Here is a 14,614-nt window from a genome sequence, read left to right on the forward strand (position 1 = left end):
CGACACCCCCCGCTCGACGGTCGCGACGATTGCGGCACGCTCTCGAACGGCTAAGGCAGGCGGATGACCGCCGAGATCGAACCGTTTCACGCGATTGCGATCAGTCGCAAGGCGCACCAGCTGGCCAGCGAGGGCCGGTCGGTCATTCACATGGAGTTCGGCCAGCCCTCGACCGGCGCGCCGGCGGCGGCGATCGCGGCGGCGCACCGCGTGCTCGACACCGACGGCATGGGCTATTGGGAGAGCATGCCGCTCAAGACGCGGATCGCGCGCCATTATCGCGACGCCTATGCTGTCGAGATCGATCCCGAGCAGGTGATCCTGACCTGCGGCGCATCGCCGGCGTTCGTGCTCGCGCTGTCCTGCCTGTTCGCGCCCGGCGATCGCGTCGCTTTCGCGCGGCCGGGCTATGTCGCCTATCGGAATACGGTCAAGGCACTGCATCTCGTCCCCGTCGAGATCGGCTGCGGTCCCGATGCGCGCTACCAGATCAGCGCCGCCGCGATCGCGCAGCTCGACCCGGCGCCGCAGGGGCTGATTCTCGCGAGCCCCGCCAATCCGACCGGCACGATCATCGCCGACGACGAACTCGCCGCGATCGCCCGCGTCTGCCGCATGCGGGGTATTCGCATCATCTCGGACGAGATCTATCACGGGCTGAGCTATGTCGCGCCCGCGCGGTCGATGCTGGAGGACGCGCCCGAGGCGCTCGTCGTCAACAGCTTCTCCAAATATTATAGCATGGCGGGCTGGCGGCTGGGCTGGCTGATCGTGCCGCCGTCGCTGATCGCGGCGGCGCGCGCGCGGATGGGGGCGTTGTTCCTGACGCCGCCGTCGCTCGCGCAGCATGCCGGGCTGGTCGCCTTCGAGTGCCGCGACGAGCTCGAAGGGCATCTCCATACCTATGCGCACAATCGCGCCTTGTTGCTGGCGACGCTGCCCGCGCTTGGGCTGCGCCGGATCGCACCGCCCGACGGCGCCTTCTACATCTACGCCGATATCGGCCATATCACCGACGACAGCCTGGCGTTCTGCATGGACCTGCTGATCGAGACCGGGGTCGCGACCGCGCCGGGCGTCGACTTCGATCCGCTCGATGGCGGCCGCTATATGCGGTTCAGCTTTGCCGTCTCGACCGATCGGATCGAGGATGCAATCGCGCGGATGCAGCCCTGGTTCGCGGCACGCCTCGCTCGATCCGCCGCGGTCGCTGCCGGCTAGTCTCCTGCGCGATCGCGCGATCGCGGCCGCCGACGCGGCGCGGCCATGACACGATCCGGCGGGGTTGCCGCCGACCGGCCCGGTCGCGCCGCGTGCGCCATCGTCCGCGAACCGATCAGCAACCGGCGCGCGACGGCGACGCGATCGTCAGCATTTGTTGAACTTGCCGACATGTCCGCGGCAGCGAACGACCTTGACGGGATGCTTGGCCTTCAGGTTGATCCGCGGCGCAACGACACCGTGGCACGGGAACGCACGGCCATGGCTGTTACGGCAGACCTTGGCGTCGGCAGGCGCGGCGCTAACGACGATGACGCTGAGCAAGGCTGCGGCGGCGAGGGCTTTCAACATCGGATCTTTCTCCTGTGCGACGGCGACACATCGCGCTGCCGCAGCGCCGGCCTATCACGGCGGGCGCAGCGGCGCGCAAGAATCGTAGCCCTCTCGGGGCCGCGGGCGCGCGGCATGCCGGGCGGTCAGTCGACGCCGAAAAACGGGGCGAGATTTGCGCGGATCCGCTCCAGTACCGTCCCGCCCTCCAGGCTCGGCGCGAACGGCTGTGCGGTGATCGTCTCGAAGGCTTCGACATAGACTGCGGCGGTGCCCGCGATCAGATCCTCCGGGATTGCGGGGATCGGATCGACATAGGGGTCGCACCGGGCCGCGACCCACGACCGCACGAAATCCTTGTCGAAACTGTCCGGCCGCTCGCCGGCCTCGAACCGCGCCTGATAGGTCGATTGCCGCCAATAGCGGCTGCTGTCGGGCGTATGGATCTCGTCGGCGAGCAGGATCGTGCCGTCAGGGGTGACGCCGAACTCATATTTGGTGTCGGCGAGGATCAGCCCGCGCGTCTCCGCGATCGCCTGCCCGCGTGCGAACAGCGCCAGAGCGGTCGCGCTGACCTCGTCCCATTGCGCCGGTGTCAACAATTTGTGGTCGATGATCTCGGACGCGGTCAGGGGCGAATCATGCCCGCCGTCGAACTCCTTGCTGGTCGGGGTGATGATCGGCTCGGCCAGCCGGGCATTGTCGCGCAGTCCGTCGGGCAGCGTCATGCCGTACATGTCGCGCTGCCCCTTGCGGTAGAGGGTAAGGATCGAGGTGCCGGTGGTTCCCGCGAGATAGCCGCGGACGACGATCTCGACGGGCAGGATGTCCAGACGCCGGCAGATCAGCACATTGGGATCGGGATAGGCGAGCACATGATTGGCGCAGATGTCGGCGGTCTGCTCGAACCAGAAACGCGCGGTCTGGGTGAGGACTTCGCCCTTGAAGGGGATGGCGCACAGGATGCGGTCGAACGCGCTCAGCCGATCGCTGGCGACGATGATCCGTCGCCCATCGGCGAGATCGTAATTGTCGCGCACCTTGCCGCGATAATGGTTGGGAAGCTCGGGGATCGTGGCGTCGTCCAGGACACGCGACGAAAAGGCGGCGAAATCGAGAGACGGCATACGCTGATCCTTTGGCCGGACGGACGATCGGCCCTAGCCGGGCCCGACGCGATTGTCAGCGCGCTGTCGTCGACACTGCGGCAAGCCGGCAGTCGTGGCAGCCGCGTTTCACCGGCGGGCCCCGATCCGGCCGAGCGCGCAGGCCGCGCCGAGAGCAATCCTGTTCGCCGAGCCTAGCGTCTGGCGAGAGTTCCGGTGCCGACCGGTGCCGCTGCCGCTTCGACGACGACGCGGATCGTCCGCTCGGTCGGGTCGATCGGATCTAGCATGAAGGCACCGGCATCGCGGTTGGCGACGAGCCATCTGACGTGGCGTTCGGATATTCGCTGTCCGGGAACGAGGCGAGGGACCCCCGGCGGTGCCGGGGCGATCGTCTCGGCGGCGATCCGTCCGGCGGCGGCTTCGTACCCGACCTGTTCGACCGGACCGAACAACGCGGCCGACGGGTCGATTGCCATCTCGACGTCGAGGCTCGCAATTGCGGGCAGTGGGCCGACGGCGGGGAGGATCGCCGGATCGGCGGCCAGACGATTGGCGAGATCCCTGAGCGCGCGAACGAGCTTTCGGACATCGCTGTTCGTCGATCCAAGCGACAGGATCACGAGGAGGTGACGGCCATCGGACAGGCCGACGCTGATGCGGTGATGCTTGTAGAGCCAGTCATCGACGGCGTATCCGCTGACCCCCCAGGCCGAAATGTCGATCAGCACCGTGCTGGCGTCGAGATCCATGTCTCCCGGCAGGTTCGTTCGGTCGAATATCCGAAGCCCGTGTATCTTGGTCAGCTTGGTGCGAAGCGACGCGGCAAGATCGAGCACGCGGTCCCACAAGGCTTCGCCGCCGGTTGCATGATCGTGGCGGGTCGCATCGAGCGTCGCGAGGATGGGGATCGACGGGCTGGTCGTCTCGAACATCTCATAGGCCTGCCACAGCCGCTGCCGGTCGACCCGGTCGCCGCGTGACAGGATCGCCGATCCCTGTGCGAGTGCGCCCATCGTCTTGTGCAGACTATAGACTGCGATATCGGCGCCCTGGGCGAGCGCGTCGGCGGGCAGACGCGGCGAGAAGGCAAACGCGCCGCCCCAGGCCGCATCGACCAGCAGCGGAACGCCATGGGCGTGCGCCACCGCCGCTAGAGCGGCGATATCAAGAGAGACGCCGTAATAGCTGGGGCTGACGACAAGCACCGCCTTGGCAGCCGGATGCGCTTCAAGCGCGGCCGCGACCGTGGCTGGCGTTGGACCATGTTCGATGTCCCATTCCGTATCCACCGCGGCGGGGAGCGGGACCAGATCAAGCCCTGCGGCCAGCGCATAATTCCGCTCGGCCTTATGCGCGTTGGCGGCAATCAGGATCGTGTCACCCGGACGGGCGACGGCGGCGAGGATGGTATGGAGGCTCTGCGTCGATCCGCCGGTCACGAACCGGCAGAAATCGGCGCTCCAGGCATCGGCGGCAAGTTCGTGCGCGCGCTGCAGCGCCAGCAAGCCCTCGGTGCGGTCGTCGAGGCCTTTCGGCGTCAGCACATCCGCCTGGAACACGCGCTTGCCAAGCAGACGGCGCATGCCCGTCGGCATTGCCTTGCCGGCACTGTGCCCCGGTGCGCCGAAGCCGGTGACGGGACGGCGCTCGACGGCCGCGAGCGCGTCGACCAGCGGTGTCTGATGCTGATCCATTGCTAGGCCGTTTCCGTCGGGGAGACAGGATGTCGAAGCGTCGCCGACGGACCGCACGCGGCTTTGGCGAACGGGGTCATGGCGTTTGGCGGGCAAGGGGGAGGGTCAGGCAATGCACGCCGCCGCCACAGCTCGTGAACTCGTCGAGCTCGAGTTCGGTGATCCGATAACCTTCGGCCGGCAGTGTCCCGGTCAGCCCAGCGCCCTTGGCGGCCAGGATGCGGCCGTCACCTAATGCCAGCACATTGCATCCGAGCCGGCGTGCGGCTTTGTAGGAGACGGGAAGGAGATCGATGCCCTCACCAGCGAGCGCGGCCAGGAAGCCGTCGTCGAGAACGTCGATGCAGGCCAGAGCCTGGTCTCCCGACAGGGCCGAAAACTGCGTGTCGAGATGGAGGAAATGCGCATCGAAGCGGTAGACGATCGCCCGCCAGCCGTGTCGCTCGAAGAGCTCGGCCACCTCCCGCGCGCCGCCCTCGTCGGTGCGATCGCCCGAGCAGCCGATCAGCACCAGCCCGTCTCGGAAGACCGAGATGTCGCCGCCTTCGATCGTACCGGCCGACACCTGAGGCAGCACGGGAATGCCGAGCGACCGGATATGAGCGGCAAGAACGACCGCTTCTCGCCGACGATGCGCGGCACCCGGCGCGAGCGGCAGATAGCCCCACGGCGTCATCAGCCCGGCATCGCGCGCATAGACCATGTCGGGCAGACCCGCCGATCCTTCGACGGTCTGAACGCGGACGCCGGCGGCGCACAGCGCCTCGATCAGGGCAGCATGCTGGAGTCCGGCCGCGGTCGTATCGGTGCAATGGCCGCCACGCAGCTTCTCGCGCGTCACCGAACAGCATGGCACAGGGGTCAGATGATCGGGCGACACAAGCAGGACGTCGGTCAGCCTATCACTTTCGGAGGCTAGGCCCCATGCCTGCGTTTGAACCGCACCGACCGTGCCGCCGACATCATATGCCATCCCGCCGGACGAAAAATCGACTTTCATCGATCGGTCCTGACGGCGGCCGGGACATCTGCGCACGCAAAAGGGGTCGACGCCAGCACGCTGGTCGTCGGGTAACGGGTCGCCATCACATTCTCTCCTGATAGCGACCCAACATCCGACCCCGGCGTTGGTTGCCACCGCTGTTCGGCTCGACGGTCCTAGCGGGCTGAGATCGGGCTATTTTAGCCCGGCCGAGACGGGGGTATCTTTGCGGTGCTCTGGTCCGCGCCCGCCCAACGGTTCGGCGCGGACGCGCGCTGCCGGTCGCCAGGCGCCTAGGGTTTGCCGTTAGCAAACCGCATGGGTCGTAACGGAAGCAATCATGCGGTCGTGAACGCGGTGATCCAGATGCGGCGCGCGACGACGGATATCGATCTTGTCAGGACGTCGGCTAAGATCTGCGTGATCTGGATAAACGGCCGCGATCTGGCCTTCCCAGCCTAGCTTCCAGCGGCGCCGATCGATCCGCTTCTTCGGATCTTGCTATCGCAAACGGCTCAGGCCGCCTGCGCGATCTCGCGCAGCTGCATCGCGAAATCCGCCGCGGCCATCGGCTTCCCGGTGAACCACCCCTGGATCGTGTCACAATTCATGCTCGCCAGCATGTCGAAACAGGCTTGGTCCTCGACGCCTTCCGCAACCACGGTCATGCCCTTCGCGTGCGCGAGTTCGATCGTCGACTGGACGAGCAGACGGTCGCCGCTGTTGGAGACGACGCCTTGCACAAAGCTCTTGTCGATCTTGAGCTCGCTTGCTGGAACGCGCTTCAGATAGCCGAGCGTCGACTGGCCCGTCCCATAATCGTCGATCGACAGCTTAAGTCCGAGCGCCTTGAGGCCCGAGAGCGCGCCGGAGGCGGCTTCCGCATCGGCGATCACAGCGGATTCTGTCAGCTCGAGCGTGAGCATGGCGGGCTGGACAGCATGGCGCTCCAAGGCCGACCGCACCATCGGCACGAGGCTCGCGTCGCCAAGCAGCGTCGCCGACAGATTTACCGCGACACCGATGCTAAGCCCTTGCCGTTGCCATGCGGCGACATCCTGCAGTGCCTGGTTGAGGACAAAGGCCGTGAGTTCCGCCGCACGGCCTTCCTCCTCGATGAGCGGGATGAAACTGTCGGGCGGAATGGCGCCGCGGCTGGGGTGACGCCAGCGGATCAACGCCTCCGTCGCAGTGATCCTGCCGAGCGTGACGTCATATTTGGGCTGGTAGGCGATCCAGATGTCGCCCGAGCCGAGCGCCGCTGCAAATTCGCTGAGAAGAGACAGCTTCCACAGACGGACATCGCTATCGCCATCGACATAGCGATCCCACCGACCGCCAGTTGCGCGGATCCGCTTGGCAGCAATTGTCGCGCCTGCGGCAAGTTTGCTCGCCTCGCGACCGTCTCCGCTCGCCACCCCGAACGTCGGGCTGGCATCGAGCGACAGATCATTCACGACAACCGGGCTGCGGAGGATCGCGCCGAGGCCGATGTAATGACCGTCTTCGTCGTCGAGCTTGCCGCCAGCGGACGGCCAGGCAAGCGAGCTATCGTCGATCCGATAGATGGCGGTCTTCAGCGTCGCCTCCAGCCGGTGCGCGATCTGACGCAACGCCTGGGCGCTCACAGCGCTGCCCACGGCTGCCGTCATCTCGGTCAACCGGTCGAAGCGCGCCACGGTCAGGTCAATCGAAGCCAGATCGCGCGCGGCATGTTCGAGCGCGAGCGCATTGGGCAGACCGCTTTCCAGATCGACAAACCGACGATGGTGCAATTCGGCGTACACGATCATTGCCACGCCGGCGGCAAGCGCACCGAGGGTGGCGAACAAGGCAGGGACCATGTCGATCTCGAACCCTGCGCCCGCGAAAGGCATGGGAACGATCGGCAGCGATAGGGCTAGCGCCGACATCGCAGCGAGCCAGATTCGTTCATCTCGCGCCCTCGTCAGCAGGAATACGATCAGGATCGCTGCGGCGGCGAGCGGCCAAGACCCTAGGGACACACAGATTCCCTTTTGGATCAATGTCTCGGTAGCGAGCGCCTGGACGATCACGCCGGGCAGGATGCCACGGCCGGGCACCGGGTACCGGTCGCCCAGTTCAATCGCGGTCGCCCCGATCAAAACGCGCTTGCCCGCGATCTGCGCTCTTGGGACGCGGCCGGTCACCAAATCCACGAAGCTGACCCGCGTGATCGTAGTGGGATCGATCGCATAGTCGATCGGAAAGGAGCGACCGGTGCCGGCATCGGTCTCGGCGAGCATCGCCGCGATCGACGGACGGGGCGCCCCCGCCGACGATATTCCCAGCGGATAATGGCGGACGACACCATCGACGTCGGGCATCACGTTCACCGCGGCGAGAAAGGCGAACGGGCGGAGCGAAGGTATGGGCAGGCTCTCGATCCACGCTTCGCCTTGCGCGTCGGCCCGCTGCCGGAAGGTCGGCAGAATAACGGATCCGCCTGCGCGACGAAGCGCGGCTGCAAATCGTTCGTCTTCGGCTGGTTGAGACGGCGAGGAAAAATCGATATCGAAGCCGATCGAGCGTGCGCTATCTGCCTGAAGGCGGTCGATCGCCGTCGCATAAAGACCGCGCGGCCATGGCCAATGATTGAGCGCACGGACGCTCTTCGCGTCGATTTCGACGACAATCACGTCACCCGAAGCCGGATGCGTGCGCCAGCCATCCCGTAGAGTTCGCGCCGCCGACTCGATACCTGTCCCGCTACCCCACAGGACGCTGGCGATCGAAATCAGCACGGCCACCGCGACCGCACACCAGCGCATGCGCAAGCTATCGGCCCGATCTGTCGTTCCCAAACTGCCGGAGGACGTGGTCGCGCCGTGCCGGAACAGGCGAGCCAAGCTCAATGACCGCCGAGCAGAGACGCTAGTCCGGTGCTGACATTTGCTGCCGCTTGCGCCGCAGTCGCTAGTGCCGCCGAAGCCGCAGCCTGTGCGGCCTGAACGGCGCTTTTTGCGGAGGCATTGGCGACGGCTTGCGCCGAGGCGTGGGCCGCGCCGTCGACGGTCGCTTTGGCGGCCGCGGCGGCTTGGGCGGTGGCGGCTTGCGCCGCCGCCTGAGCGGCCGCCTGCGCCGCCGCCGTTTGGGCGGCTTGTTTGGCGGCCGCCTGTGCCGCCGCTTGCGCAGCCGCCAGCTGTCCGGCGAGCAAATCCGCTGTAGCCTTTGCCTGCGTCGCCGCAGCTTGCGCGGCGGCCGCCTGAGCAGCAGCGGCTTGCTGGGCGGCAAGCTGAGCGGCCGCAGTCTGCGCCAGAGCTGCGGCCGTTTGCTGCTGAGCAGCGTTCTGAGCAGTGGCAATTTGTGCGCCCTGTTGGGCAGCTACGTCTGAGGCCGTTTGCTGAACGGCTGCGGTTTGCGCCACGACAGTCTGCTGGGCGGACTGCGCGGCCGCGCTTTGTGCCGCCTGAACCGCTTCGCTCGCCTGCTGGGCCGCTTGAGCGGCCGCAGCCTGTTGCGCCGCAGATTGGGCGGCGATCTGTTGAGCGGCTTGAGTAGCCGCCTGCGCCGCAGCCAAAGCCATCGCCTGTTGCTGCGCAGACTCTGCGGCGGCCGCTTGAGCGGCCGCAGCCTGTTGCGCCGCAGATTGGGCGGCGATCTGTTGAGCGGCTTGAGTAGCCGCCTGCGCCGCAGCCAAAGCCATCGCCTGCTGCTGCGCAGACTCTGCGGCGGCTGCTTGTGCAGTTGCAGTCGCCTGGGCCGCTGCGGCCTGTTCTGCTTGCTGCGCGGCCATCTGCTGCTGCGCGACGGCCGTGGCGTTAGCGGCAGCCGTCGCAGCGGCTTGCGCGGCAGCGGCCTGACCCGCTTGCTGGGCCGCGGCTACAGCGGTGGACGCAGCGTTCGCGGCGACACGCGCGTCGGCAAGCTGGGTCTGAGCCTGCTTGACCGTCACCTCTGCCTGGCTTGCCGCTTGCTGCGTTCCTTGCGGCGTTGCAGATGCGAAGACCCCGACGTTCGAGCTTGCAGCCTGCGCGCTCGTCGGCGCCGCAAATATCGTCGCGGGTGCGCCGGTGACGAGACCGTCGGTGACGATGGCCAGCGACACGAACGGTTCCGCGATCGACGTGGCGATCGTGTTCGCGGCGATCGGCACAGGCCTTGCGATGGCAGAAGGCGCGCGCGTCGCATTCATTGTCGGGCTTTTGCCCGGCGATCGAACCATCCGCTGATGACCGTCAGCGACCAAGCTCATCGACGCGAGGTCGCCGGCGCCAACGGACGCCGAGCCGCCCGGCAACACCATCTGATGTGCGCCACCGTCGATGGTAGCGACGTCGACTGCACCCTCGAGAACCTTGACGGTGGCACCACTCTCACCAACACCGACGCTAAAGGTGGTGCCCTTTACCACGGCGGCGAGATAAGGCGTCTGCACCCCGAAATGCGGCATTGCCATCTTCTTGATCATGAAGACGACATTGCCTGCGTCCTCCACAAGCTGCGTGATTTGACCTTTCGGCGCGTCGCTGGGCAGGCGAACCTGCGATCCCGGCGCGATCATCATATATTCCTGGCCACGCACGAGCACGGCGCGGCCGCCCGCGCCCGTCCGGACCACGTCGCCAGGCGTGAGGATATTGCCGCGCAGCGCCACGCGTGAGAGCCCGGCGCGCTGAACGGTGACCGCGCCTGACGTTTCACTAACCGACCAAATAGGGCTCCGCGCCTCGGCGGTGACAGACCACATCGATGCGGCGCAGATAATCCAACAATGCCGCATCTCATCCCCACTTCGCCGCCCGCGGTTGCTGCAGGCTGGGGATCCTTAGATGGCCCGCCGTTCCCAGAACGTTTTTTTTGATGGTCAACAGGGGCTTAATGGAACCCTTCCTCAACTATTCTCGGCCATTCGCAATCATCGGGTCGTGCGAGTATGCAATGTACAAACATATATTAGTCTTCCTCTGCGGCACTTTCATTTTTGCTGGTGGGGCCGCGGCGCAAGTCGTCCCTGATCAGGTCGACCCGGCATTGGTGACGCGTTCGCTGCCGTCGATCGCGCACGACGATATGCGCGCCCAACCGCCGCGACCGGCCTCGACGACTCCTCCAAGCCCCGCACGGATCACGCTCGCCGCAACGGGGATCGTCGCCAATCGCATCGTGGTCGCCGACGCACTCGCCACCTCGGCGACCGATTATTCGGCCGCGACAGCAGCTTACCTGCATCGCCCTTTGACCCAAGGCGATCTGAGTCAACTGGCCGGTGCCGTCGCCAGCGTCGCCCGCGCCCGCGGATTGGTCTTTGCAAGTGCATCGATTGCTCCACAGTCACTCGCTGACAACATATTGCGCGTGACGCTCGACGAAGGGCGCATCGACGCGGTGCGATCGATCGGCAGGAGCAACGCATCCGCCGACCGCATTCTATCGAGGCTGATCACGCACCGCGCCGTCACGAAGGCTGAACTCGAACGGGCGATCCTGCTCGTCGGTGATCTGCCCGGCGTGCGGATCGCCAGCACGCAATATCTGCGACAGGACGGATTCGGCATCCTGCTGGTCACACTGACCAGCGACCGCGTTATGCTCTATGGCCAGATCGACAATCGCGGCACGTCGGAGATCGGACGCCTGCGCGCTACCGGCTTGGCCGACCTGCGCAACAATTTCGTGGCGGGTGACGAGATCGGCCTCGTCGCTGCGACGACACCCGCGCATCCGGAGCAGTTCGCGTTCCTCAGCGGTCACTATGCCGCGCCGGTCGGGCAGACCGGCGGGGTCGCCTCGATCACCGGCTATTATGGCCGAACCCATGCGGGCGGCGATCTCGCGACGCTCGATCTGATCGGCCACAGCTATGGCGGGGCGATCGACTACAGTCTTCCGCTGCGCCGGTCTCGACGATCGAGCCTGTGGTTCGATCTCGAGCTGCGCACGCTCGTCTCCAACCAATCGGTGCTCGGCAGGCGGTTTCGCGATGACGACATCACCGTCCTAACCGCCACGCTCAAAAGTGCGGGCACGATCGTCGGTGGGGGCTACCACGCCAATCTTGCGATTTCGTGGGGCCTGCCCCTGCCGGGCATGACGCACGCGGGCGACGCCTTCGCCTCGCGTCCCGACGGAGACGCGCGCTTCGTCACGAGCAGCGTGGTCGTCGATTGGACGCACCCGATTTCCGGGCCGTTCAGCGTCGCGCTGGCAAGCGTCGCGCAAGTGGCGTCGCGGCCGCTGCTGGCAACCGCGGAGATCAGCCTGGGCGGCCCAGCCTTCGGTCGCGCCTACGACTATAGCGAACGGACCGGCGACGACGGCGTGCTCGGATCAGCCGAACTGCGCGCTGATCTCACCCATCTCCGTCTCCCTCTGCCGTCCCGCGCGCAACTTTACCTGTTCGCGGACGGCGGCGTCGTGACCAATCTGCGGAATGGCTATGGCGGCGGCCGTCTCGCGTCCGCAGGCGCCGGCATTCGGATCGGCCATAGTGTCTTCGACGGCGGGCTAGAAGTCGCATTCCCCTTGAATGAGGATCGCTTCGACACGCGAAACCGCGCACCGCGTTTGTCGTTCCAGCTGTCCGCCCACGTCTGAGCCGCCTCGCATCACAGCGGGTGCGCCACACGACGGACGGCTAGCGCGGGGCTCATCCGGCTAGCCTATCCGCGATGCTGGTCACCAAACGCGCGCAATGGTCGCCGGTCGTCCCGGTTGCTGGCGCGGCCAGAGCCTTGGTTCCGTCCATTACTGACGGGCTGGCAAGCCGCTATCGTAGACGACCTGCGACCTAGTCCGACTGTGATGCTGCGCCAATTTCGCGGTGCGCGCCGCCATGTCAGAAGGTGTCGCGCGGCACGCCAATAATGGTCTTGGGCGACGCTGAAGCCAAATGCGCCGACTGAGGCAAATGCGGAGCACGGCGTAGGGACGGTCGCGCTCACATCGACAAAAGCTGCACGTACGGCCGAAGGTGAGACGCAGCGGGGGGCGGCGGCGCGTTCATCGGTGGGTCTTGCTGGCCTGAATCTGCCCGATACGGTCCGCTGCAATCCGACGTACAGGGGACCTCCAACATTGCGGCGAGGGAACGAGGACGCATCTCGCACCCCCGCCGTAGGTCAGGTCGCGTCAGGCGGACGCAGCCTCCAAAGCCTCCTTGGACGCTGGCGTTTGGGCGGACTCGTTCAGAAAAGCGAGCAGATCGGCGTTGACCCGATCCGGATCGCTAATCGCGATGCCGTGATTACCACCAGCGTAAACGATTAGGCGGGCATCGGGGATGATCTCAGCCGCACGCCGTCCTCCGGCGTCGATCGGCACGATCTGATCGTCGTCGCCGTGGATGATCAGCGTCGGCACGTCGATACGACGCGCATCCTCGGTGTAATCGAGCTGCCAGCTATAGGATGTCTCATATTCCGCGAGCAGCCCTCCCTGCAGGCCTTGGAACCAAAACAGGTCGCGCATCCCTTGGGTAACCTTGGAGCCTTCGCGATTGGCGCTGAAGAAGGGTGTCGCGACATCCTTGAAGAATTGCGATCGATTGGCGAGCGTCCCGGCTCTGATCTGATCAATCCCTTCGATGGGGACGCCGGCCGGGTTGTCGGGTGCCTGCAGCATCCTTGGAACAATCGAGTCCAGCAGCACGACCTTGGCAACACGCTTGGTGCCATGTCGGCCAATGTAGCGCGCGACCTCGCCGCCGCCCGTGGAATGACCCACCAGGACGACCTGCTCGAGATCGAGATGCTCGATGAGGCCGGCGAGATCGTCTGCCCAGGTATCGACGTCGTTGCCGAAATCCGGCTGATCGGAGCGGCCATTGCCGCGACGATCATGCGCGATGGTGCGGAAACCATGGGCGCGCAGAAACATCATCTGCCCCTCCCACGCGTCGCCGGTCAGCGGCCAGCCGTGGCTGAACAGGACCGGCTGACCCTTGCCCCAGTCGCGATAATAAATCTGTGTTCCGTCACTCGTGCTGTGCATCGGCATTTCACGTCTCCTTGTGAGCGGTCAAGCAGCTACGGGCCGCCACGAGGCGCACGTCCCGACGCACCGGTGAGGCCACCGACGATAGAGACTCGCATTACGGGCGGCCGACGAACACTATCACGGATCCGTGGATCGGCGCCTTCCAATTGTGCCGGCACGGCCTCGATGACGGACTGCGACCCGTGAAGAGGCGATGGCCGCGGTCTTCGGACTCAGTTGCGAGACCGGCGGCCGAGCGCCCAGAGCGGGCGGATCGGGATCAGTCCGAACGGCAGGACCAAGCCGCACTTTTCGGGCGGCGCCTTCTCGGTCAAGCGGCCCAGCGCCAGCAGGCGGGGAGCAGGAAGGTCGCGCGATAACGCCAACACGGAGTCCGGCCTGTCGGGCCGCTCGGCCGGTCCGTAGAGATGCCGACCGTCTTTCGTATGATCGGTAACTTGGCCGAACGCGAAACCGAGCTCAGGCCCTCTACATAGTGGACAGGCGCCGAAGTCTGCGCGGGCCGGATCGAAGGGCATCCTTTTCACAGTAACGGGTATCCGTCGTCTCGTCGGTCCCCTCGGCGTCCTCGCCGAGCCTTCGCCTGGCGCGCCGAGGCGGGTGCCGTGAACTCGACGGGTGCCGCATCAAGCGTGACCGCATGTCCGTGGCCGACCGCTAGATCGACGAGGGAGCTTTCTCCGGCGAGCGGCGACAACGGCCGCAAGATACGCAAGCTGAACGCGGTGTTCGGGCGTGCGAAACCCGGATTCTTCCATATTTCTTCCCTGGGCGGCCCGCGTCCAAGACAGGGGCGCTCGGAAGAACTGGAATATCAGGAGCTTGTCCGCCGATGCTGCGATACCGCGGCAAAAAAGATTGGTGACCCCTACGGGAATCGAACCCGTGTTTTCGCCGTGAGAGCCGTCACCGAAAACACCCTCGGACGTCCTCGGAAGGTAATAAAGACAACAGCTTAGCGAGTCTTCGTCCTTGCGTATCCGATATGATCCGACTATCTTATTGGACGAGTCAGGGACACTCGTCAGCCATGTCGCGCACCGTCGTCGAAGCCCGCATCCAGGACCGCACCGCCCGTGTGAGACTTGGGCCACGCAACAAACCCTATTGGCGGACCCTCTCCGAGGGCGCGCATCTCGGCTACCGTCGCGGTGCACGCAAGGGGACATGGGTCGCCCGCTATTTTTCGGTCGAACGCGGTGCCTATGTCACCAGCGCGATCGCGGAGGCCGACGACATCCGCGAGGCCGATGGCCGCGATATCCTTAGGGAAACTCTGAGCAAGTCGGCCTTGCAGCGGGATTGATGTTGTGATTCTC

11 protein-coding genes and 1 pseudogene are annotated in these 14,614 nt (G+C 65.8%); 4 read left to right on the forward strand and 8 right to left on the reverse strand.

Going from position 1 to position 14,614, the window contains the following annotated elements:
• Positions 1-63 precede the first annotated feature (63 nt).
• Positions 64-1,221, forward strand: a complete 1,158-nt coding sequence (locus Q0326_RS10455) for an aminotransferase class I/II-fold pyridoxal phosphate-dependent enzyme (protein WP_298689880.1) — start codon at positions 64-66, stop codon at positions 1,219-1,221.
• A gap of 147 nt (positions 1,222-1,368) precedes the next feature.
• Here Q0326_RS10455 and Q0326_RS10460 read toward each other — a convergent pair whose 3' ends face one another.
• The 7 genes from Q0326_RS10460 to Q0326_RS10490 form a co-directional block, all read right to left on the reverse strand.
• Positions 1,369-1,569, reverse strand: a complete 201-nt coding sequence (locus Q0326_RS10460; protein WP_298689882.1) for a hypothetical protein — start codon at positions 1,567-1,569, stop codon at positions 1,369-1,371.
• Positions 1,570-1,697: 128 nt separating this feature from the next.
• On the reverse strand, positions 1,698-2,678 hold the full coding sequence (locus Q0326_RS10465; RefSeq protein ID WP_298689884.1) for a phosphoribosylaminoimidazolesuccinocarboxamide synthase: 981 nt from the start codon (positions 2,676-2,678) through the stop codon (positions 1,698-1,700).
• A 173-nt stretch (positions 2,679-2,851) separates the two neighbouring features.
• Positions 2,852-4,354 (reverse strand): aminotransferase class V-fold PLP-dependent enzyme, encoded by a 1,503-nt coding sequence (locus Q0326_RS10470; RefSeq protein ID WP_298689886.1) that lies wholly within the window; start codon positions 4,352-4,354, stop codon positions 2,852-2,854.
• Positions 4,355-4,430: 76 nt separating this feature from the next.
• Positions 4,431-5,492: an arginine deiminase family protein gene (locus tag Q0326_RS10475; RefSeq protein ID WP_298689888.1), complete on the reverse strand. Its 1,062-nt coding sequence runs from the start codon at positions 5,490-5,492 to the stop codon at positions 4,431-4,433.
• Between the two features lie 359 nt (positions 5,493-5,851).
• The gene (locus Q0326_RS10480; protein ID WP_298689890.1) at positions 5,852-8,206 is read right to left on the reverse strand and encodes an EAL domain-containing protein; all 2,355 of its coding nucleotides are present in this window, start codon (positions 8,204-8,206) and stop codon (positions 5,852-5,854) included.
• A 2-nt stretch (positions 8,207-8,208) separates the two neighbouring features.
• Complete coding sequence (locus tag Q0326_RS10485) at positions 8,209-9,954, reverse strand: FecR family protein (RefSeq protein WP_298689892.1); 1,746 nt, start codon at positions 9,952-9,954, stop codon at positions 8,209-8,211.
• A gap of 361 nt (positions 9,955-10,315) precedes the next feature.
• Positions 10,316-10,456: a hypothetical protein gene (locus Q0326_RS10490; RefSeq protein WP_298689894.1), complete on the reverse strand. Its 141-nt coding sequence runs from the start codon at positions 10,454-10,456 to the stop codon at positions 10,316-10,318.
• A gap of 7 nt (positions 10,457-10,463) precedes the next feature.
• Here Q0326_RS10490 and Q0326_RS18070 point away from each other — a divergent pair.
• Together Q0326_RS18070 and Q0326_RS10495 are read left to right on the forward strand one after the other, a co-directional pair.
• Positions 10,464-10,613 (forward strand): annotated as a pseudogene (locus tag Q0326_RS18070) (hypothetical protein); the annotation flags it as partial.
• 42 nt (positions 10,614-10,655) lie between these two features.
• The gene (locus tag Q0326_RS10495) at positions 10,656-11,894 is read left to right on the forward strand and encodes a ShlB/FhaC/HecB family hemolysin secretion/activation protein (protein ID WP_298689896.1); all 1,239 of its coding nucleotides are present in this window, start codon (positions 10,656-10,658) and stop codon (positions 11,892-11,894) included.
• A 534-nt stretch (positions 11,895-12,428) separates the two neighbouring features.
• On the opposite strand, the gene Q0326_RS10500 is transcribed toward Q0326_RS10495, so the two are convergent.
• A complete protein-coding gene (locus tag Q0326_RS10500) occupies positions 12,429-13,295 on the reverse strand; it encodes an alpha/beta hydrolase (RefSeq protein WP_298689898.1) in 867 nt (288 codons plus the stop codon).
• Between the two features lie 1,030 nt (positions 13,296-14,325).
• On the opposite strand from Q0326_RS10500, the gene Q0326_RS10505 reads away from it, so the two are divergent.
• Positions 14,326-14,601, forward strand: a complete 276-nt coding sequence (locus Q0326_RS10505) for a hypothetical protein (RefSeq protein WP_298689900.1) — start codon at positions 14,326-14,328, stop codon at positions 14,599-14,601.
• Positions 14,602-14,614: the final 13 nt, after the last annotated feature.

Origin of the sequence: uncultured Sphingomonas sp. (assembly GCF_937859915.1) — a bacterium.
Taxonomy (GTDB): domain Bacteria; phylum Pseudomonadota; class Alphaproteobacteria; order Sphingomonadales; family Sphingomonadaceae; genus Solisphingomonas.